This is a genomic window from Chryseobacterium sp. Tr-659 (assembly GCF_011752975.1).
Classification (GTDB): Bacteria; Bacteroidota; Bacteroidia; order Flavobacteriales; family Weeksellaceae; genus Chryseobacterium.
In genome coordinates this window covers 1-20,835 of sequence record NZ_VWWP01000007.1, presented here as the reverse complement: position 1 = coordinate 20,835, position 20,835 = coordinate 1, and the positions used below count along the sequence as shown (strand labels likewise).

The 20,835-nt window shown below is 36.7% G+C and carries 12 protein-coding genes; 7 read left to right on the top strand and 5 right to left on the bottom strand.

Going from position 1 to position 20,835, the window contains the following annotated elements:
• The first annotated feature begins 232 nt into the window (after nt 1-232).
• The 3 genes from dnaE to F3J23_RS14970 all read left to right on the top strand — a co-directional run bounded on the left by dnaE (nt 233) and on the right by F3J23_RS14970 (nt 11,262).
• Nucleotides 233-4,903: a DNA polymerase III subunit alpha gene (gene dnaE / locus F3J23_RS14980; RefSeq protein ID WP_167030689.1), complete on the top strand. Its 4,671-nt coding sequence runs from the start codon at nt 233-235 to the stop codon at nt 4,901-4,903.
• A gap of 336 nt (nt 4,904-5,239) precedes the next feature.
• Nucleotides 5,240-8,734, top strand: a complete 3,495-nt coding sequence (locus F3J23_RS14975; RefSeq protein WP_167030686.1) for a fibronectin type III domain-containing protein — start codon at nt 5,240-5,242, stop codon at nt 8,732-8,734.
• A gap of 203 nt (nt 8,735-8,937) precedes the next feature.
• Nucleotides 8,938-11,262 carry a fibronectin type III domain-containing protein gene (locus tag F3J23_RS14970; protein ID WP_167030683.1) on the top strand — a complete coding sequence of 775 codons (2,325 nt, stop codon included), beginning with the start codon at nt 8,938-8,940 and terminating at the stop codon, nt 11,260-11,262.
• A gap of 86 nt (nt 11,263-11,348) precedes the next feature.
• Here F3J23_RS14970 and F3J23_RS14965 read toward each other — a convergent pair whose 3' ends face one another.
• Both F3J23_RS14965 and F3J23_RS14960 read right to left on the bottom strand, forming a co-directional pair.
• Nucleotides 11,349-11,507, bottom strand: a complete 159-nt coding sequence (locus F3J23_RS14965; RefSeq protein ID WP_167030680.1) for a hypothetical protein — start codon at nt 11,505-11,507, stop codon at nt 11,349-11,351.
• 34 nt (nt 11,508-11,541) lie between these two features.
• Nucleotides 11,542-12,369 carry an ion transporter gene (locus tag F3J23_RS14960; RefSeq protein ID WP_167030678.1) on the bottom strand — a complete coding sequence of 276 codons (828 nt, stop codon included), beginning with the start codon at nt 12,367-12,369 and terminating at the stop codon, nt 11,542-11,544.
• A 61-nt stretch (nt 12,370-12,430) separates the two neighbouring features.
• On the opposite strand from F3J23_RS14960, the gene F3J23_RS14955 reads away from it, so the two are divergent.
• Nucleotides 12,431-13,528 carry a Nif3-like dinuclear metal center hexameric protein gene (locus F3J23_RS14955; protein WP_167030674.1) on the top strand — a complete coding sequence of 366 codons (1,098 nt, stop codon included), beginning with the start codon at nt 12,431-12,433 and terminating at the stop codon, nt 13,526-13,528.
• A gap of 2 nt (nt 13,529-13,530) precedes the next feature.
• Entirely contained in the window at nt 13,531-14,307 is a 777-nt protein-coding gene (locus F3J23_RS14950) for a zinc ribbon domain-containing protein (RefSeq protein WP_167030671.1), read from the top strand.
• A 182-nt stretch (nt 14,308-14,489) separates the two neighbouring features.
• Here the strand turns inward: F3J23_RS14950 and F3J23_RS14945 are convergent, their stop codons facing one another.
• Nucleotides 14,490-15,098, bottom strand: a complete 609-nt coding sequence (locus F3J23_RS14945; protein WP_167030668.1) for a hypothetical protein — start codon at nt 15,096-15,098, stop codon at nt 14,490-14,492.
• Nucleotides 15,099-15,165: 67 nt separating this feature from the next.
• Complete coding sequence (locus tag F3J23_RS14940; protein WP_167030665.1) at nt 15,166-16,944, bottom strand: AMP-dependent synthetase/ligase; 1,779 nt, start codon at nt 16,942-16,944, stop codon at nt 15,166-15,168.
• Between the two features lie 321 nt (nt 16,945-17,265).
• Between F3J23_RS14940 and F3J23_RS14935 the strand changes: the two genes are divergently transcribed.
• Both F3J23_RS14935 and F3J23_RS14930 read left to right on the top strand, forming a co-directional pair.
• On the top strand, nt 17,266-18,405 hold the full coding sequence (locus F3J23_RS14935; RefSeq protein ID WP_167030662.1) for an acyl-CoA dehydrogenase: 1,140 nt from the start codon (nt 17,266-17,268) through the stop codon (nt 18,403-18,405).
• A 23-nt stretch (nt 18,406-18,428) separates the two neighbouring features.
• A complete protein-coding gene (locus F3J23_RS14930) occupies nt 18,429-18,794 on the top strand; it encodes a hypothetical protein (RefSeq protein WP_167030659.1) in 366 nt (121 codons plus the stop codon).
• A 263-nt stretch (nt 18,795-19,057) separates the two neighbouring features.
• Here the strand turns inward: F3J23_RS14930 and F3J23_RS14925 are convergent, their stop codons facing one another.
• Complete coding sequence (locus F3J23_RS14925) at nt 19,058-20,002, bottom strand: DUF4349 domain-containing protein (RefSeq protein ID WP_167030654.1); 945 nt, start codon at nt 20,000-20,002, stop codon at nt 19,058-19,060.
• Between the last annotated feature and the right edge of the window lie 833 nt (nt 20,003-20,835).

Here is a 20,835-nt window from a genome sequence, read left to right as displayed (position 1 = left end):
TGGATGAGAGCGGGAATCAAAAAGGAAATATTACATGATTTTTATTTTGTTAAAAGTAATTTGGTGTCAATTATTTAAATTATCGTTTGTTCCTAATGTAAATTAATATGAATGCTGAGAAATTATCTTTTAGTAAAAAAATACCGTCATCCTTTGTGGTCTGTCGTAAGTTTTATAAAAAAAATGAAGTAACTTTACGTTCTCTTTTTTTATAGAAAAGTTAGAACATTATATGTATTTAATTTTTGACACAGAAACAACAGGGTTACCAAAAAATTTCAACGCTCCGCTTTCAGATTCGGATAACTGGCCAAGAATGGTTCAGATTGCATGGCAAGTGCACGATGATGATGGAAACTTGATAGAAAACCAGGATTATATAATAAAGCCTGAAGGGTATGATATTCCCTTTAATGCAGCAAGAATTCACGGAATTACAACGAAAATCGCCAATGAAGAAGGACGTGATCTTCAGGAGATTTTAGAAGAGTTTTCTAAAGTCCTTGAAAAAGTTAGGGTAGTTTCCGGGCATAATGTAGAATTCGACTATAATATTGTAGGAGCAGAATTTTACAGAAAAAATTTAAAAGACAATTTACAGGAAAAACCCAGAGCGGATACAATGATTCTGGGAACCGACTTCTGCCAGCTAGGCGGAGGAAGAGGAGGCAGGTTTAAACCTCCGAAACTTGAAGAGCTATACGAAAAGCTCTACGGTAATAAATTTGACGAAGCTCACAATGCGGCGGCGGATGTAAATGCTACCGCTCAGGTGTTCTTTGAAATGATGAGAATTGGAATAATTCCTGCTGAACTTCTGAAAACATCCGAAGATCAGCTAAGTTATTTTAAAAGCCTTTACCCCGATCCCATCAAGCCTTTCAGTATTGTTATCAGAAGGCAGGTTGCTGATTTTCATAATAAGAAAAAGCAGCAGGATTTCGGAAGTATTGATGAAATTGATTTAGGCAAATATTTCAATTTCGATAACCATAGCGTCTTCTCTACACTTACGGCTACTTCAAGTATCAATGACCTGATTAAAAAAGCTTCTGATGAAAACTTTCCTGCAGTAGGGATGGTGGATCTTGGGAATATGATGGGGGCTTTCAAGTTTGTTTCAGCAGTGGAAGGAGCTAACGGAGACAGAAGCAAAAAGCATAAAGAATATTTAGCTAAAAAGCAGGAGGCGGAAGAAAACGGAACAGAATTTAACGAAGAAGAACCGGTTTCTGAACCTCTGATTCCTGTGGTGGGCTGTGAGTTTTATATTTCAGAACGCTATGAACAGAAGCAGTTTACCAAAGATGATCCGGACAGGAGAACTCAGGTTGTACTTTTAGCAAAAGATTTTAACGGGTATAAAAATCTGGCGAAACTTTCAAGTATCGGTTTCCTTAAAGGGTTCTATTTTGGGGTTCCGAGGATAAGCCGCGAACTTATTGCCCAATATAAAGAAGGAATAATTGCACTCACTTCCGGAATTATGGGAGATATTCCCGATGCAATTCTGAATACCGGGGAACAGAAAGGAGAGGAACTCTTCAAATGGTGGAAAGATACCTTTGAAGATGACTTTTATGTACAGCTTCAAAACCATAAACTGCCAGAGGAAGAACACTTGAATGAAGTTCTTTTATATCTGGCAGATAAATACAATGTTAAAATTCTGGCGCAGAACGAAACGTTCTATACCAATAAAGATGATTCCAATATTCAGGATATTGTAAGCTGTATCAAAGATGGAGAAAAGCTTTCAACACCTGTTGGAAAAGGATTCGGTAAACGAAGAGGACTGGCAACAGGGGAATATTATATCAAAAATTCCGATGAAATAAAAGAAGCTTTCCTGGCTTATCCTGATGCATTTGAGGCTTATGAGGAATTCTTTGCAAAGTTTAAACCTTATACCTTAAAAAGAGATGTATTGCTTCCTAAATTTGATATTCCGGAAGAATTTATCCATGCTGAAGATGAGGTAGACGGAGGAAAAAGAGGGGAAATGGCTTATCTTACCCATCTAACATATGAAGGAGCCAAAAGAAGATATGACCAGTTTGGCGGGATTACTGATGAGATCAAAGAACGTCTTGATTTCGAGCTGGAAGTAATTGCCAATACCGGTTATCCGGGATACTTCCTTATTGTGCAGGACTTCTGTAATGAAGCCCGTAATATGGGAGTATGGGTAGGTCCAGGAAGGGGATCGGCTGCCGGATCAGCAGTAGCTTACTGTATAGGGATCACCAATGTGGATCCTATTAAATATGATCTCCTTTTTGAGAGATTCCTGAACCCGGAAAGGGTATCGATGCCTGATATTGATATCGATTTTGATGATGAAGGAAGAGACAGGATTATCAAATGGGTAATCGACAAATACGGACAGAGTCAGGTGGCGCAGATCATTACCTATTCCGTTCTTGGTGGAAAATCTGCCATTAAAGATGCAGGAAGAGTGCTGGATGTTCCGATTCCTGATACCAATAATATTGCCAAGCTGATTCCTTCCACACCAGGAATGAATATAGCGAAAGCTTTAGCAAAATATGATAAACTGAAACCAGAAGAACAGATGCTTGTCGATGAGATGAGGTATGTTCTTGATAGTCCGGATGATGCCCGCCATGGCGTACTTGCGAGTGCGAAAAAAATGGAAGGATGTATCAGGAATACAGGTATTCATGCTTGTGGTGTAATCATTACTCCTGAAGATGTAAGTAATCTTGTTCCGGTAACCATTGCAGCAAAAGATGCCGATATCCTCGTATCGCAGTTTGATAACTCGGTAGCGGAAAGTGCAGGGCTTTTGAAAATGGACTTCCTGGGCCTTAGAACCCTGACGATCATTAAAGATGCACTGAAGCTGGTAAAAGCAAGATATGGGCTGGATATTGATCCGGATCTTATTCCGTTGGATGATACCAAAACCTATCAATTGTTTAAAGAAGGTAGAACGGTGGGGATTTTCCAGTATGAAAGTCCCGGAATGCAAAAGTATATGAGAGAGCTTAAACCAACTGTTTTTGCCGATCTTATTGCCATGAACGCATTGTACCGTCCGGGCCCGATTAAATATATCCCGAATTTCATTAACAGAAAACATGGAATTGAAGAAATTGTTTACGACTTACCGGAAACAGAAGAGTATTTAAAAGAAACTTACGGAATTACCGTTTATCAGGAGCAGGTAATGCTTTTGTCTCAGAAGCTGGCCAATTTTACAAAAGGTGAGGCAGATACCCTCAGAAAAGCAATGGGTAAAAAGCAGATCGATGTTCTGAACAAGATGTATCCTAAATTTATTGAAGGAGGAAGAAAGAACAATCTGAATGAAGAAAGGTTAGAAAAGATCTGGAATGACTGGAAGGCCTTTGCAGAATATGCCTTCAACAAATCACACTCTACCTGTTATGCATTTATCGCTTACCAGACAGCGTTTTTGAAAGCAAACTATCCCGCAGAATACATGGCGAGTGTAATGAGTAACAACATTAACAATACAGATTCAATTACCATGTTCATGGAAGATTGCAAAAGTATGGGAGTTGATGTTTTAGGACCGGATGTGAATGAATCTCAATATAAATTCTCCGTAAACGAAAAAGGGCAGATCCGTTTTGGATTAGGTGCAATTAAAGGAATCGGGGAAGGGCCGAGTGAAGCGATCACAAGAGAAAGAGAAAACGGAAGATTTAAAAATATTTACGATTTCTTTGAAAGAATATTGCCTTCTCAAATGAATAAGAGAGTGGCGGAAAGTTTGGTGCTGGCCGGAGCTTTTGATGAATTGGACTCTTTCCATAGAGGTCAGTATTTTGATATCGATATGGCTGGAAGAACAAATCTTGAAAGACTGATCAGATATGGCCAGAGTTTTCAGGAAAGTAAAAATGAGATGGAACATTCTCTATTTGCGGATTTTGCGGAAGAAGTTCAGATCGAGCAGCCAAAACTTGCGCCATGTCCGGAATGGCCGAATATGCATAAGCTTAACAAAGAAAAAGAAATCATTGGGTTCTATCTTTCCGCACACCCATTGGATGAGTTTAAATACCAGTTCCAATTTATGCAGGGACAGCTTTCTAAAAAAGCAGTGCTGGAAAAAGATGAAGAAGAAAAGGTGGTCACAGATGAAGCTCCTGTTCTGGAGCAGGATTCACAGGATGAAACGGTTGATCTTGCAGAGATTGTTTCAGATGATTTATCAGCAGGGGAAGAGGAAGTTGTAGAAGAAGTAACCAAAAAGGCAGAACCCAAAGGTAATTTCCTTTTCTTAAACCTGGATGAGGTAGATGCTTATAAAGAACAGGCTTTTGCCAATAAGCAGGAAGAATTATTCGAAGAGAAAAAGAAAGACTGGAAAACACTTCAGAAAGAAAGAGAAAACGGAGGCGCAGGGAAAGAATATACTGTAGCTGGCTTGATTACGGAGTACAGAGTTCAGGATGGCTTCAGAAGTGGCGAAAAAGTGGCTTTTGTAACCCTGGAGGATTATTCAGGTTCATACTCTTTCAGATTGGGAGACAGAGACTATATGAGGTTGAAAGAAAAGCTTGAAGTGCAGCGGTTTGTTATTTTTAAAATTAAATTTGCCCAGGTAAAGGATGGGAGAGTTTTTGTTAATGTAAATGATGTAATCGAGCTTCAGGAAGCATTTGAAAGGTTTGCTAAGAGTATATCTCTGGTGATGGATGTAATGGATGTAAGACCTGAAGATCTGGACTTTTTCAGGACTGTTCTCGATCGTAATAAAGGAAATCAAAAGCTGAAATTTTTTATTAAAAACATTGAAGATGATTCTCATATTGAAGTGCAGTCTATGAAACATTCAGTAGATCTGAACGGAGATCTGATAAAAGAAATTCAGCTGCTCAATAAATATGAGTTCTATCTGAATTAAAAAATAAATAACAACAAAAATAAAAGTGGCTTTTGGGTCACTTTTTTTTGTTTACTTATTGTTTGAATTGTAGTAATTTTTTTAATATTTTTTTATGTTAAGTAGAAAATTTTTCATGAACCGATTTTGAGTGAATTAAACGTAACTATTTGATCTTTAAATACATATTGTTTTTCATTGATTTGCGAAATATTTATTAAAATTAAATAACTGTTTGATTTTATTGTAAAATAATAATGTTATTATGAGTTTTTGTTTAATATTTTATGATATTTTTTAATATTTGGATTAATATTTATACATTTACCGCCCTAACAATTATTATTATTACTATTTATGAAGAAAATTCTACTCATGTGCATGCTGGCTCTCGGAATAGGAGCATCTGCACAACTTCAGTTAGGAAGTGGTACATCCATTACCAGTTCCTCTGATGCGATACCTTGGAGTAATTACTACAAATTTTCCTATTGTCAGCAGATTATTAAAAAGACAGAGCTGAATACAACCGCAGGGAATATCACAGGACTAAGGTTCTTTTTAGGAAGTACTGCGACTTTACTGAACTCGAATGAAATTGTAGTGTATCTGGGACACACCCCAAATGATACATTTGCAACAAGTACTTCATGGGTGCCAATATCTTCCCTTACCCAGGTTTTTGCCGGTACAGTTACCAACAATAACGGAATGGTAGATGTAACATTTACTACCCCTTTTGCTTACAATAATGTAGATAATCTGGTGGTTGCTATTGATGAAAATAAAGATGGATATGATACTGCAGGAGGAACCAGTGAGTATTTCTATAAATATTCTGTAGCTTCAAACTCCAGTCTATACTATAGAAATGACACTACTAACCCGGATCCTGCAGCACCTACAATTACAGGTACGCAGTCTGGATACAGGTCCGTAATGCAAGTGTTGGGATTGACACCAGCATCACCGCCCGCATGTAGTGCAATATCAGCACCGGCAGTCGGGGCTACAGGAGTTTCTCTTACTCCTACCTTCAGCTGGGCTACAGCATCAGGAGCAACTTCTTATGTTGTAAATCTTGGAACAACACCGGGAGGTAACAATATTATGAATAATGTGGATGTAGGGCTAGTGACAAGTTACACGGTTCCGGCGGCTTCACAGTTGTCTTACATGACAACCTATTATCTTACTGTTTCTCCTAAAAATACAATGGGAGTGGCAACGGGATGTACAGAAAGAAGTTTTATAACAAAGACAATTCCTTGTCCAACAGTTTCAGCACCGTCTTCTTCTGCAACAAACGTTTCAAGAACTCCTGTTTTTACCTGGACAGCATCTGATGCCGCAACAGGATATAGGATTTCTATCGGAACAACCACAGGCGGTACAGACGTGATGAATAACATGGATGTAGGGAATGTAACTACCTATACTTACAACGGGACACCGCTTAATTACAATACAAAATATTATTATACAGTAAACTCATATAGCGGTGCTTTAACATCTTCAAGCTGTACGGAAAGAAATTTCACAACTTTAACATTGTGTCCTACAGTGTCTGCACCAAGCTCCAGTGCTACGGGAGTTGCTGTAAAACCTACATTTACATGGGCGTCAAATGCTGAAGCCACAGGATATAAAATCTCCATTGGAACTACATCAGGAGGAACAGATGTCCTGAATGGTTTTGATGTTGGAAACGTGCTTACTTACACGCTTCCTAATGAGCTGAATTATAATACGAAATATTATTATACAATCAATTCTTACAATGCTACAAATACCTCTGTAGGCTGCTCAGAAAGAACGTTCACTACATTATCAATCTGTCCTACGGTATCTGCTCCGGCAGCTTCGGCAGCGGCAGTTTCGCTGACACCAACATTTACATGGTCTGCGGTAACAGGAGTAAGCGGATATAAGCTGAGAATAGGTACTACACCCGGAGCAGCAGATGTTCTGAATAATGCAGATGTAGGAAATGTAACTACGTATACTTTACCTACACCTCTTAATAATTCTACCATCTATTATTATTCAATAGGTGCTTATACAGCAACACAAAGCTCTACTAATTGTACAGAAAGAAGTTTCTCAACAATCTGTTCAGCTACCAACGCGCCGTATGCTCAGAACTTTGACACTACAGCTACAGGTTCATCCACTAATACTAATGCCCCTCTTTGCTGGTCTTATGTAGAAACTGCAAACAGTGCAGGATATGGGTATGTATCTAGTACTTCCCCTAACACCTCGCCTAATTGCTATTATTTATACAATAGTAGTGATACCACCGGAAATATAATGCTGGTTTCACCGCAAACCACAAATTTAACAGATGGTACAAGACAGGTAAGATTCATGGCAAAAGGAGGCAGTACAGGGTATACTTTACAGGTAGGAACGCTTTCCAATCCTTCTAACCCAGCATCTTTTACTGCTGTTGGAAGCAGTATTAGCCTTACTTCTTCATGGGCATCCTATTTGGTAACTATCCCTGCTGGTTCTGATCAGTATTTAGCAATTAAACACGGCTTAGGAGGATCTGCAAGAGGTATCTATCTGGATGATGTTTTTGTTGAAAAAATACCAACTTGTATAGAGCCTACCGCATTAACTGTTGGTACAATTACACCTAATTCAGCTAATCTTTCGTGGACTGCTTCCACAACACCTCCGGCAGGTGGTTATGATGTGTATTACAGTACATCGAATACAGCTCCTACAAGTGCTGCTAACCCTAATATTAACGGAGTTCCGGGACTTTCTACACCTTTGTCTTCGTTAGCTCCTTCTACAACTTATTATGTTTGGGTAAGATCTCACTGCAGCGGAACAGATATGAGCGTTTGGTCTTTAATGGCTACATTTAGAACGCTGTGTCAGCCACCGGCGCTTTTAAGTGCAACTCCGGCTACTATTTGTGGGGCTTCAGGAACTGCAACTATTTCTGCAACTGCAGATGCGGGGGCAACTATTTCATGGTATGATAGCAACACGGCGGTAACTCCGCTAGGAACAGGTAATTCTTATACAACACCTGTTATTTCTTCAACAACTACTTATTATGTATCTGCTAAAAATAACAGTGCCGTAGGTGTTGTTGGTCCGGTAAATCCATCAACGTTCGGAAGTATTAGCTCTTCAAATTATGATATTAATATGTATTATCAGATATTTGATGTGGCGTCTCCGATCACATTATATAGTATTGATGTTTTCCCTACTTCTTCAGCGGCTATAGGAACCAGCTCTGCAATAGAAATCAAAAATAACGCTGGTGTTACTTTGCTTTCTGTTCCTTATACAGTTGCGGTTAATGATGGAACAACTCCACAAACAATTAATCTTAATTATGCGTTACCTGCGGGAACAGGATACAGAATCGGACAAGGGGCCGGAGTGCAGATCTACCTGAATAGAAATACGGATGGAGCTAACTATCCGATTACATCAGGCGTGGTAAGTGTAACAGGTAATAGTTTCTCTTCTGGTCCTAATTACTGGTATTATATCTATAACTGGAAGTTCTCAAGTGGTTGTGAAAGTGCAAGACAACCGGTTGTGGTAACTGTGGATTCAGCGTGCCTTGGAACTTCTGAAGTGGCTGGAAAAGATAATAGTATCAAAGTGTATCCTAATCCATTTACTGATACATTGACAATCTCTGATGTATCAAAAGTACAATCTGTTTCAGTGATTGATCTTGCCGGAAGACTGGTGAAGACTATTGAAAACCCGTCTTCAGTACTTCAGTTAAGAGACTTGAAAGAAGGAATGTATTTAGTGGTATTGAATATGAAAGACGGAACTAAACAAACCGTTAAAGCCATTAAAAAATAATTTATTTTTTTTAACACACGAGAGAGACTGCCTTAGGGCGGTCTCTTTTTTTTACCCAAAATAGAAAACATATGGAAAGGAATAGTAGAGTATTTTATGAATTTTACAGATGATGAAAAAAATTTTGTATTTATTGAATTTTATATAAAAATTTTATGTTTTAATGTCGAATTTTACTAGATTTGGGTTATAAATATTATTGTATGAAAAAGATTTTACTTGCTGGCCTTTTAATGACAGGCTTCTTTTCATTTGCGCAAACTTATTGTATACCAGAATTTAGCGATGGGTGTAGCGGGGGAGATATGATTGACTCCTTTACCATTCCTTCCGCAGGGTTTAACCATGCAAATACCGGCTGTTCTTCCGGATCATATGGAGATTACACTTCAATGACAATTAATCTAAATGCAGGATTGAGCTATGATTTCTCTGTTACACATGGTTACAGCAGTCAGCATGTACGAGTCTGGATTGATTTTAACAATGACGGAATCTTTGATGATACTACACCTGAACTTGTTGCCTCAGGTACCAGCTCTTCAGTAGGAGGAAACGATATTACATCCGGTATGATTATTATTCCTGCTACCGTTACACCAGGTACTTACAGAATGAGAGTTGGAGATCGGTTTTTAAGTGATCCTATTCCTTGTAACATAGATGGTTATGGAGAAGCTCATGATTATAAAGTTGTGATTGGTGCAGTTCCGACCTGCCTTGCTCCAACTGGAGTAACGGTATCCGCAGTTACATCCAACTCCGCTCATATTGCATGGACCGCTTCGTCTTCAGCACCAAACGGTGGATATGAATATTATTATTCAACTTCCGTTACACCTCCAACGGCAACTACTACAGCTTCCGGAACGAATACAACTCTGAGCGCTGACTTATCTATGCTTACTCCAGCTACTGCTTATCATGTATGGGTACGTTCGGTATGTACTGCCACAGATAAGAGTTTATGGTCTCAAATGGCTACGTTTACTACTGCTTGTGTTGCTGTAAATGTACCTTACACACTGGATTTTGAAAGTTTAAATACTCCGAATTTACCGCTTTGTACTTCAGCCGTTAATGATGGCTCGGGAAATATATGGCAGACGTACAATTTAGCTGATCAGGGCTTTACAGGTAATGTTCTCAGATATGTGTATGATTCTTCAAACCCTGCAAATACCTGGTTTTTCACCAACGGAATTAACCTTACTGCAGGAGTTAGCTACAGAATCAGATATAAATATGGAAATGCAGCAGGAACAGTCTATGCTGAGAAATTAAAAGTGGCGTATGGAACTTCAGCATCAAGTGCTGGTATGACAAATACACTGGCAGACTATCCGGATGTTATTATCAGTGCAGCAACAAGTGCTTTCGTAGATTTTACCCCTGCCACTACAAGTACCTATTACTTTGGATTCCAGGCGTATTCTGATGCTGATATGAACAGATTATATGTTGATGACATTAATGTGGCTGTAACTCCTACATGCAGTGAGCCTACAGTATTAACCCATTCAAATATTACAGCTGCCGGAGCCTCTATTTCCTGGACGGCATCCAATCCTGCACCGGCTAACGGATATGAGATTTATTACAGTACAGCCAATACTGCTCCTACAGGAACCAGTACACCTAATTTTACGGGAGTTACTGCTACCACTTATAATATCCCAAGCTTAGCTCCGAATACAACATATTATGTTTGGGTAAGATCCGCATGCAGTGCTTCTGATAAAAGTATATGGAGTGATTATACTACATTCACTACGTTATGTGCAACCGCAAATCTGCCTTATACTTTAGACTTTGAAAATGTTTCGGTTCCTGATCTTCCCGGCTGTACGGAAAATATCAATGCAGGATCGGGAAGCGATTGGATAACAGATTCTGCGCCTTCTGATATTCAGGGATTCGATACTAATGTTTTGAAGTATGAATATGATTTTTCTAGCCCTGCTGATGCATGGTTCTTTACTCAAGGATTAAATTTAACGGCCGGAATGCAGTATACAATCAGTTACAAGTACGGAAATAACGATACGGACTATACGGAGAAGTTAAAAGTAGCTTTTGGAACTTCAGCCAATGTATCTGCGATGACAAACCCGATTGCAGACTATCCGTCAATCAATGATAATACTTTACATGCAGAATCTATAACATTTACTGTTCCGACAACGGGAATATATTATTTTGGATTTAATGCTTACTCAGATGCTAATCAGTATTATCTGTATCTTGATGATATCAGTATTACAAATGCTAATCTGGCAGTATCTGAGGTTTCCCAAACAAAAAGCGGGATCAAAGTGTATCCGAATCCTTTTACCGATGTGTTGAACATTTCTGATGTGAAGAACGTGAAAAACATAATGGTAATGGATGCTTCAGGAAGACTGATGAAAACTATTGCAAACCCAGATTCTACAATACATTTAAATGAATTGAAACAAGGAATGTATTTAGTAACTCTGGAAATGAAGGACGGATCAAAACAAACCGTTAAAGTCATTAAAAAATAACTGAATAATTCAGATATAAATTAAAAAAAGACGGATCAGAAATGATCCGTCTTTTATATTATTGTGCAATAATCATTCATTGCATATTACTTATTAGGTACGGGTTGTATATCTCCTTTGTTCATAAGGTCAAAAACAGTAGGGAAGAACATGGCTAGTATAAAATAGACAATGATCATTAATACAATAAGTGCAAAAAGGATGACGACTAAGCTGTTCGGTTTGTTTTTCTTTTGTGGTTCCATGATTTTGTGGTATTTGTATGTTTAATACCAAATATCAAGCTAATTTCTTGCCACATTGTTTGCAATACCTTGCGTCATCATCAATATCCTCATTTCCACAACGATCACACACCTTTTCAAGGTTTTGTCTTTTATTTCGCATTTCGGCTGTTACAATTCCCGTGGGAACAGCAATAATGGAATAACCGGCAAGCATCAGAACAACAGCAAAAAATTTTCCCATAGGAGTAACCGGAGATACGTCACCATATCCTACAGTAGTTACCGTAACGACTGCCCAATAGATCGACTGTGGAATGGTTTCAAACCCGGGACGGCCGCCTTCCACCATAAACATCAGTGAACCTACGATCACCGAAAAAATAATCAGGAATAATAAAAATATATAAATTTTTCTGGAACTGTTCCTCAATGCGCGGACAATAAGGTAGCCATCATTCATGAAATCGAGTAAATTGAAAATTCTGAAAATTCTCAGCATTCTCAGCATTCTGAAAATCAGAAAATATTTGGTGATCGGAAAGAAAAAACTGAGAAAGAAAGGAACCAGTGCAAGAAAATCTATAACCCCGAAAAAACTGAAAATATAACTTCGTTTATTTTTTAGTACAGCAATCCGCATGGAATATTCAAGCGTGAAGAAAACAGAAATCACCCACTCAAGAACCAGAAAAGTATAATGGAATTTTTTATCAAGCTGAGGTACGCTTTCCATCATGATAATGGCAGTACTTGCAAGAATTAAAGATAGTAATATAATGTCGAATAATTTTCCGAGCCTTGTATCAGAACGGTAAATGATCCTGTAAAGAAATCTTTTCCAGAGCTTATCTTCAGGAACAAGATTGTGCTCTCTTTCCATTTTTAATGTTTTTTAAAATTAACAAATTATCGTTATTTTCGTAGCAAACATACAGAATAAAATGACAATAAGAAAAGTAATTTCAGAAATAGATAAACTTATTCCTTTACAACAGGCAGAAGATTTTGATAATGTAGGTCTGCTCTGCGGAGTTCCTGATCGTAATGTCTCCGGAATCCTGGTTTGTCATGATGCGTTGGAAAATGTAGTGGATGAAGCTATTCAGAAAAACTGTAATCTGATTGTATGTTTTCATCCTATCATTTTTTCCGGATTAAAATCTTTAACAGGGAAAAACTATGTAGAAAGAGCGGTGTTAAAAGCTATCGAAAATAAAATTGCCATTTATGCTATTCATACGGCATTTGATAATGATTTCTTTGGAGTGAACCACGGAATATGCAGCCAGCTTGGGTTAAAAAATCTAAAAATTCTGCAGCCAAAAGAAAATAACCTGAAACAGCTTACGGTTTTTGTTCCGAAAGAGTATTCGGAAAAAGTAAAAGAAGCCCTATTTTCTGCAGGAGCAGGAAGTATAGGGTTTTATGATGAATGCAGTTTTACCATTAATGGAAACGGGACGTTCAGACCGGTAGAAGGCTCAAATCCGTTCTCAGGACAACAGGGAATTCGTGAAAATGCGGATGAAGATATGATCTCTGTGATTTTTGAAGGCTATAAGCAAGGTCAGATTGTAGGCGCAATGAAAGCTGCACATCCTTACGAAGAAGTGGCCCATCAGGTGTACAGTCTGGATAATAAAAACCATCATACCGGGTTAGGAATGTATGGTGACCTTGAAGAAGAGATGGATGAGGCGGATTTTCTCAAATTTGTAAAAGAGAAGTTTGGGCTTGAGATGATAAAACATTCCTCATTCAATAATAAAAAAATCAAAAGAGTAGGGGTTTTGGGTGGTTCCGGAGCTAGTGGTATCAGATCTGCAGCAGCCAAAAAATGTGATGCTTATCTCACAGGAGATCTTAAATACCATGATTATTTTTTAGCAGAGTCTAAAATGCTGATCTGTGATATAGGTCATTATGAATCTGAACAATTTGTAACTCAACAATTATTTGAAATTTTGTCACAAAAATTTAGTACATTTGCAATTTCAAAATCTATTGAAAAAACAAACCCAGTAAATTATTTCATTTAAATATGGCAAAAACCAACGATATTTCAGTTGAAGAAAAATTAAGAGCTTTATACGATTTGCAGATCATTGATTCAAGATTGGATGAAATCCGAAATACTAGAGGAGAATTGCCAATTGAAGTTGAAGATCTTGAAATCGAGATTGAAGGTCTTGAGAAAAGAGCTGAAAAATTTCATGCAGACATCAAAGATCAGGATGATCAGATCAAGACAAAGCATGAAGTAATTAACCATGCAAAGACTTTAATTGAGAAATACAAATCTCAGCAGGATAATGTAAGAAACAATAAAGAGTTTGAAGCATTAGGAAAAGAAATGGAATTCCAGGATCTGGAAATTCAGCTTGCTGAAAAAAGAATTAAAGAATTCGGAGCAAAAATCGCTCACAAAAACGAAACTTTAAGTGAGTTGAATGCCAAGATTGGCGATTTGAAAAATCATTTGAAATTCAAGAAAGAAGAATTGGACGGTTTGATCTCTGAAACTCAAAAAGAAGAAGAATATCTTTTAGATCAGTCTAAAGAATATGCTGGTAAAATCGATGAGAGATTATTAGCTTCTTACAACAGAATCAGAACAAACTCTATCAATGGTCTTGCGGTAGTAGGATTAGAAAGAGGAGCTCCAAAAGGATCTTTCTTCACTATCCCTCCACAGAAGCAAATGGAAATTGCTCAGAGAAAGAAAATCATTATTGATGAGCATTCAGGGAAAATCCTTGTTGATGACGAATTGGTAATGGAAGAAAACGAGAGAATGAAATCTGTAATTAAATTCTAATTATTGATTGTAAAACATACAAAAGCTGTCTCAGAAATGAGACAGCTTTTTTTATGGATTCTCAATCACATTGTTTTTACAATAATGTAATTTTCATTCACCATAAATTGGGGTATATCTTTTCAATCTATATCAAAAAATTATAAAAAACAGGGGGGGAATTACTTTCGTGTTTTTATATATTACCCTTCCTTGTTTCCGTACTGAAAGTTAATTTGTTTGCACAAATTGATGATTGCTTTCTTTCCAGACGAAGTGAAACCAATGAAAAAGTACTCATTTTCTGTTCCTTTATTAAATACTTTATGCGTTCTTGCGGGAATGTGGATTTCTGTAACAGAAGAATTACAACTTAAACAAATACTTATCTGATTGATTTTTTTTGTCCCTTTAAAAAATACCAGCCCAAGATGAGGTTGAAAGCAGGCAGCAGAGCTTTCTCCATAGCTTGAATTTTTTGCTAAGGCAGATAAAATACGATCTGCTTGCTGTTGAGTTAAAAATTGTTGTTTTAATATGACAGGTACAAATTTTCCCTTTTTGTCAATAGCATTAGGGTATATTTCTTCGTCACCTGCAAATTCATAAGCAATAATCTTATCATAATCAAGCTGGTTAAAAGGAATTCCGTTATTTGGATTCGGTTTTATAATATCAGCAGTTTGAATATAATCATTCAATGCTTTCTCTTTTAAAGCATTAAGTGGGTCAGTGTTTAAAGGCTGAGGGACTTCAATTTTTTTCTTAGATATTGTTTTAGGGCTTTCAATCTGTTTCTTACAGGAAAACATAAAAAAAGCCAATCCAAAAAGTATGAATTGGCAAATGAATGTATACTTGGATAGTTTCATTTAATAATTAATCCTGATGATCGTACATCTTATTATACAAAGCAATAAACTTCTCTTTCACGGCTTTTCTTTTTAGCTTTAAAGTAGGCGTCAGTAATCCGCTTTCAATGCTCCATACTTCTGGAGTAAGTTCAATCTTTTTGATTTTCTCCCAGTTTCCAAGATGTTCATTGATTCCGTCAATTTCCTTTTCAATTCTTTGCTTCAGTTCAGGGCTTTTAGCAATTTCTTCCGGTGTAGATCCAATATTGAGGTTGTTTCTCATTGCCCAGTTTTTCGCAAATTCAAAATCTGGCTGTACCAGGGCACATGGCATTTTTTCACCATCACCCACTACCATAATCTGTTCAATGAATTTGGAAGCTTTAGCTAAATTTTCAATTGTTTGAGGAGCAATATACTTTCCACCGGATGTTTTGAACATTTCCTTCTTACGGTCTGTGATCTGCAAAAATCCATCGCTGTCGATATGTCCAATGTCTCCTGTTTTAAAGAAACCATCTTCAGTAAAGGCTTCTTTAGTCATTTCTTCGTTCTGGAAATATCCTTTAAATACTGAAGGTCCTTTTACGGTAATTTCACCATCCTCCTGAATCTTTACTTTCAGATTATCCAAAGGAATACCTACTGTTCCCACTTTCATTTTATCAAAGCTGTTTACAGAGATTACCGGAGAAGTCTCCGTTAAGCCATAGCCTTCCAGAATAGGAATACCGGCATTTTGGAACATTAAATTAAGTCTGGTAGATAAAGCGGCAGATCCCGAAACCAAAGTAATGATCTCACCACCTAAGCCTTCTCTCCATTTAGAAAATACAAGTTTGTCAGCAATAATTTCCTGTAGTCCGGATGGTTTTGAAATTTCTTTCTTTTTGGAAATCAGGTTTAAAGCCCAGAAGAATATTTTTGATTTCAATCCTCCGGCAGAAGAACCTGTATTGTAAATTTTATCATATACCTTTTCTACAAGTCTTGGAACTACGGTCATATAATGAGGCTTCACTTCTTTTACGTTTTCACCCATTTTCTCAATACTTTCAGCAAAATAAAGAGAAAAACCATTATATTGGTAAAGATAGAAAAGCATTCTTTCAAAAATGTGGCAGATTGGAAGGAAGCTTAATGCTCGTGTTTCCTTATAATCAAAGCTTTTTTTCTTTGGAATTCTTGGAATAGCACCCAATATATTGGAGACAATATTATTGTGGGTCAGCATTACTCCTTTAGGTCTTCCGGTTGTTCCGGAAGTGTAAATAATAGTAGCCAGATCTTCCGTATGGATAGCATTGGAAAGATCATCCACTTCTATTTGTGTGGATTCGTCTTTGCCCAGATCCAGGATTTCTCTCCAGTTGGCAGCTCCGCTGATGTTATCGAAAGTGAAAATTCCCTGTAAACTTGGAATATTGTGTTTTACCTTCATTACTTTATTCAACAGATCTTTATCAGAAACAAAGCAATATTGAATTTCAGCATTATTGAAGATAAATTCATAATCTTCAGGAGAAATACTTGGATAAACCGGTACAGAGACAACCCCGATTTGAGACATTCCAAAATCCATAATAGCCCATTCCGTACGGGAATTGGTGGTTATCAAAGCGATTTTATCACCCGGTTTTATGCCCAGCTTTAGTAGTCCTCTGGATATTTTATTTCCTTCATTGATAAACTCCTGTGTAGAAGTCTTTTTCCATTCACCATGATACTTCGTTACAAACATATCCGTTTTAGGATATTTTTCTAAAGCGTAGTGCGGAATATCGAATAATCTCTTAATCGTCATGATTTTTTAAATAATTTATAAAGAAATCTAAATATAAGCATTTTTTTTAATTGTAGACACCTCATTGTAATAAATGAAAATTAGTTAAATGCTTACCATAATATATTTCATCAAAAAAAGGACCGAAAACACAAAAATGTAAACTTATTTAATGTAAAATCATTGCACAGTTATTTATTGGCTAAGTTCAGATTTTACATGGAATGATCTTTACCCGGATTATTTATAACAGCCTTTTTCCCGCTATTTTCCGTACTTCCAATTTATTTTTTCAGATTTGCTTAAAAAGTGTAAATTTACGGCTATCTAATTATTTTTTTTATGGACTTTAATTTATCGGAAGAACAGCTGATGATTCAGCAGGCAGCAAGAGACTTTGCACAAAACGAACTATTACCTGGAGTTATTGAAAGAGACCGCGACCAGAAATTCCCTACAGAACAGGTGAAGAAAATGGGAGAAATGGGGCTTTTAGGAATGATGGTAGATCCAAAATACGGCGGTGCAGGTATGGACAGCGTTTCTTACGTGCTGGCAATGGAGGAAATTGCAAAAGTAGATGCTTCTGCAGCTGTTGTAATGTCTGTAAACAATTCTTTGGTTTGCGCAGGTCTTGAAAAATTTGCTTCTGAAGAGCAAAAAGTGAAATATCTTACTCCACTGGCAAGCGGGCAGGTAATTGGAGCATTTGCTTTATCTGAGCCGGAAGCAGGTTCTGACGCAACTTCTCAGAAAACAACTGCTGAAGATAAAGGAGATTACTATTTATTAAATGGAATAAAAAACTGGATCACGAACGGTGGAACAGCTTCTTATTATATTGTAATTGCACAGACGGATCCTGAGAAAAAACACAAAGGAATCAATGCTTTCATCGTAGAAAGAGGATGGGAAGGTTTTGAAATCGGACCAAAAGAAGACAAATTAGGAATCAGAGGAAGTGACACACATTCTTTGATCTTCAACAATGTAAAAGTTCCGAAAGAAAACAGAATTGGCGCTGACGGATTCGGATTCAACTTTGCAATGGCTGTATTGAACGGAGGAAGAATTGGTATTGCTTCCCAGGCTTTAGGTATTGCTTCAGGTGCTTATGAGCTGGCTTTGAAATATGCTAAAACAAGAAAAGCATTCAAAACTGAAATCATCAACCACCAGGCGATTGCATTCAAATTAGCAGATATGGCCACTCAGATCACTGCCGCTAGAATGCTGTGTTTCAAAGCAGCTTGTGAGAAAGATGCAGGAAAAGATATCTCTGAAAGCGGAGCTATGGCAAAATTATACTCTTCTCAGGTGGCAATGGACACTACTATTGAAGCGGTACAGATCCACGGTGGATACGGATATGTGAAAGAATATCACGTAGAAAGATTAATGAGAGATGCAAAAATCACTCAGATCTATGAAGGAACTTCAGAAATCCAGAAAATTGTGATCTCCAGAAGTATCGCAAAATAATAATTTTATAAAACACACTATCTATGAAAAAATCTTTGTGGATCACTCTCGGTGTAGTACTTCTTTTGTTAGGAGTATTTATATGGTATAAGTTCTTCTTCGTTTTCGGGGAAGGAGTAAAATCCGGATACCTGAATTATGCGATGAAAAAAGGGTATATCTTCAAAACCTATGAAGGTAAACTGATTCAGGAAGGTTTCGGAAGAGGAAAAACAGGAACCATTACCAGTTATGAGTTTGAGTTTTCTGTAGACGATCCTGAAGTTTTTAAACAATTGGAAACCAACAGCGGTAAAACCTTTGATCTTCATTACAAAGAATACAATGGTGCGCTTCCGTGGAGAGGAAATACAAAGTTTGTCGTAGACAAAGTAGTGAATATGAAATAAAATAAATAAGGCTCTCAATCTGAGGGCCTTATTCTTTACACCAAATCACAAAATATTAATATATGAAATAAAAATTTCCTGGTTTATTTTGAATTTCCCATCATCACGAAAATTCATTTACAAAATCATTCACCATAATTGTGCCGGTTTTCAATTCCTATTTGAACGTTTTCTCTTGAGATGGCGGCTTCTATGAATGTTTTGATAAAATTATAAATAAAATTAATCTGAAACCTGAAATCTTATTAAAAAAATATTAAAATTTAGTTGTAATCATTGTCTGAAATACTTTTATTTTTCTTTTTGTAGAAATAATATCCTATTCCTGCAATCAGAAATAGAGGCCATAATGGAAGAATAAAAAGGAAAATAGAAGTGATAACGTCCCATCCGGATTCAATGGCTGCCAGTGATTTCCCCCCGAAAGTGTCAGGTTCTTTTTTCGTTTCGATTTTATCCGTAATATTTACATTGACCGTACATATTGTATTATCTGCATACTGATGCCCCGAAACCTGAATATCTTTTGTTTCAATATCCCCGATATTTCTGTTGATTGCCTCCATTAAACTGTCAAAATACTGGATAGGAACTTTGATGTCCAGGCTGTATACCTTTTGGTCTTCTTTATAACGGCTGGCGGATTCCACATAGGAAAGGTTCTCGTTTTTAATATAACCGTTGTTTTTAATAGCTTCTTCCCGGATCATTTCCTTTACAGTTTCCGCATTGTCTGCATTGATAGTAAGGTATCCCGACTTTACCATCCTGTCTTTTGGCATATTCAGTTCATAGCTGTCATTTTTAGGTTTTTCTTTATAAATAACTTTAGTTTCCTTAATGATTTTGGGGGCAGGAACATTCACAACGATCTTTTCAGCTTTCTTAGCTGCAGAATCCTTTCTCTCAATTTTTGATTCCAGTTTTACAGAAGCGATTTTATCAGACAAAGAATCCACTATCTTAGAAGTATTTTCTATTTTCTCACGGATATCATTTTTAGTATTTTCAAAATCTTTTATTTTGATACTTGCCGAGTCCAGTACCTTATCTGCCGTTTTATTAGCATGATCTATAGCATCTGTTGCTACTGTAGCGGCACTGTCAGCTGTACTAATAGCTTCATTAATTTTATCCTGTGCAACTTCTCCTTTTTTACACATAATGAATGTACCTGATACGGCAATGAGTAATATGAACTTTTTCATAACGTTAATTTTTTTGATGAAGTAAAATTAGGAGGGAAGTTCTTGTAAAGATTGTAAAAGAGTTGTTTTGCCTGTGTAAAATAATAATAAGCTGATTGATAGTTTTTTGTATTTGTTTTACAAAAGATTTACAAAGTATTTATTTTTGTTCAATAGCATATACTTATTAATTGAACATGTTATTAATGGGTAGATAAACCTTGGAAATAATAATCTGCGTAATCAGTAAAATCATCGAGAAAAAATATTCAATAGGAACGGGCTTTAGCTTAAACCTATTTTACAACGCTATGTTCGCAAGGGCGTTATACTAAGCAAAGATATTAGAGAATCAAATAAATAATAAGGTGTTTATGAATTTTGTAAACTAGATTCCTACGGAATGACAAACTATGCGGATAGCTAAGAATTCTATAGTATTATAGGCAATTAATCAATACATATCACACGCTAACCTTGTCATTCCGTAGGAATCTACGCTCCTGTTTTTACGATGAAGCATTTATATTTTGGTCTGCAGTAGAAATTTAGTAGAAGCGGGTCTCATCTAAACTTGAATACGCTATTTAGATTTCTACGGAATAACAATTATGGTAGATAAACCTTGGAAATAATAATCTGCGTAATCAGTAAAATCATCGAAAAAAAAATATGCAATAGGAACGAGCTTTAGCTTAAACCTATTTTACAACGCTATGTTCGCAAAGGCGTTATACTAAGCAAAGATATTAGAGAATCAAATAAATAATAAGGTGTTTATGAATTTTGTAAACTAGATTCCTACGGAATGACAAACTATGCGGATAGCTAAGAATTCTATAGTATTATAGGCA

What these genes read in the sequence shown, in the direction of transcription:
- dnaE (WP_167030689.1), top strand. Translation starts at nt 233, where the DNA reads ATGTATTTAATTTTTGACACAGAAACAACAGGGTTACCAAAAAATTTC.
- F3J23_RS14975 (WP_167030686.1), top strand. Translation starts at nt 5,240, where the DNA reads ATGAAGAAAATTCTACTCATGTGCATGCTGGCTCTCGGAATAGGAGCA.
- F3J23_RS14970 (WP_167030683.1), top strand. Translation starts at nt 8,938, where the DNA reads ATGAAAAAGATTTTACTTGCTGGCCTTTTAATGACAGGCTTCTTTTCA.
- F3J23_RS14965 (WP_167030680.1), bottom strand. Translation starts at nt 11,507, where the DNA reads ATGGAACCACAAAAGAAAAACAAACCGAACAGCTTAGTCGTCATCCTT.
- F3J23_RS14960 (WP_167030678.1), bottom strand. Translation starts at nt 12,369, where the DNA reads ATGGAAAGAGAGCACAATCTTGTTCCTGAAGATAAGCTCTGGAAAAGA.
- F3J23_RS14955 (WP_167030674.1), top strand. Translation starts at nt 12,431, where the DNA reads ATGACAATAAGAAAAGTAATTTCAGAAATAGATAAACTTATTCCTTTA.
- F3J23_RS14950 (WP_167030671.1), top strand. Translation starts at nt 13,531, where the DNA reads ATGGCAAAAACCAACGATATTTCAGTTGAAGAAAAATTAAGAGCTTTA.
- F3J23_RS14945 (WP_167030668.1), bottom strand. Translation starts at nt 15,098, where the DNA reads ATGTTTTCCTGTAAGAAACAGATTGAAAGCCCTAAAACAATATCTAAG.
- F3J23_RS14940 (WP_167030665.1), bottom strand. Translation starts at nt 16,944, where the DNA reads ATGACGATTAAGAGATTATTCGATATTCCGCACTACGCTTTAGAAAAA.
- F3J23_RS14935 (WP_167030662.1), top strand. Translation starts at nt 17,266, where the DNA reads ATGGACTTTAATTTATCGGAAGAACAGCTGATGATTCAGCAGGCAGCA.
- F3J23_RS14930 (WP_167030659.1), top strand. Translation starts at nt 18,429, where the DNA reads ATGAAAAAATCTTTGTGGATCACTCTCGGTGTAGTACTTCTTTTGTTA.
- F3J23_RS14925 (WP_167030654.1), bottom strand. Translation starts at nt 20,002, where the DNA reads ATGAAAAAGTTCATATTACTCATTGCCGTATCAGGTACATTCATTATG.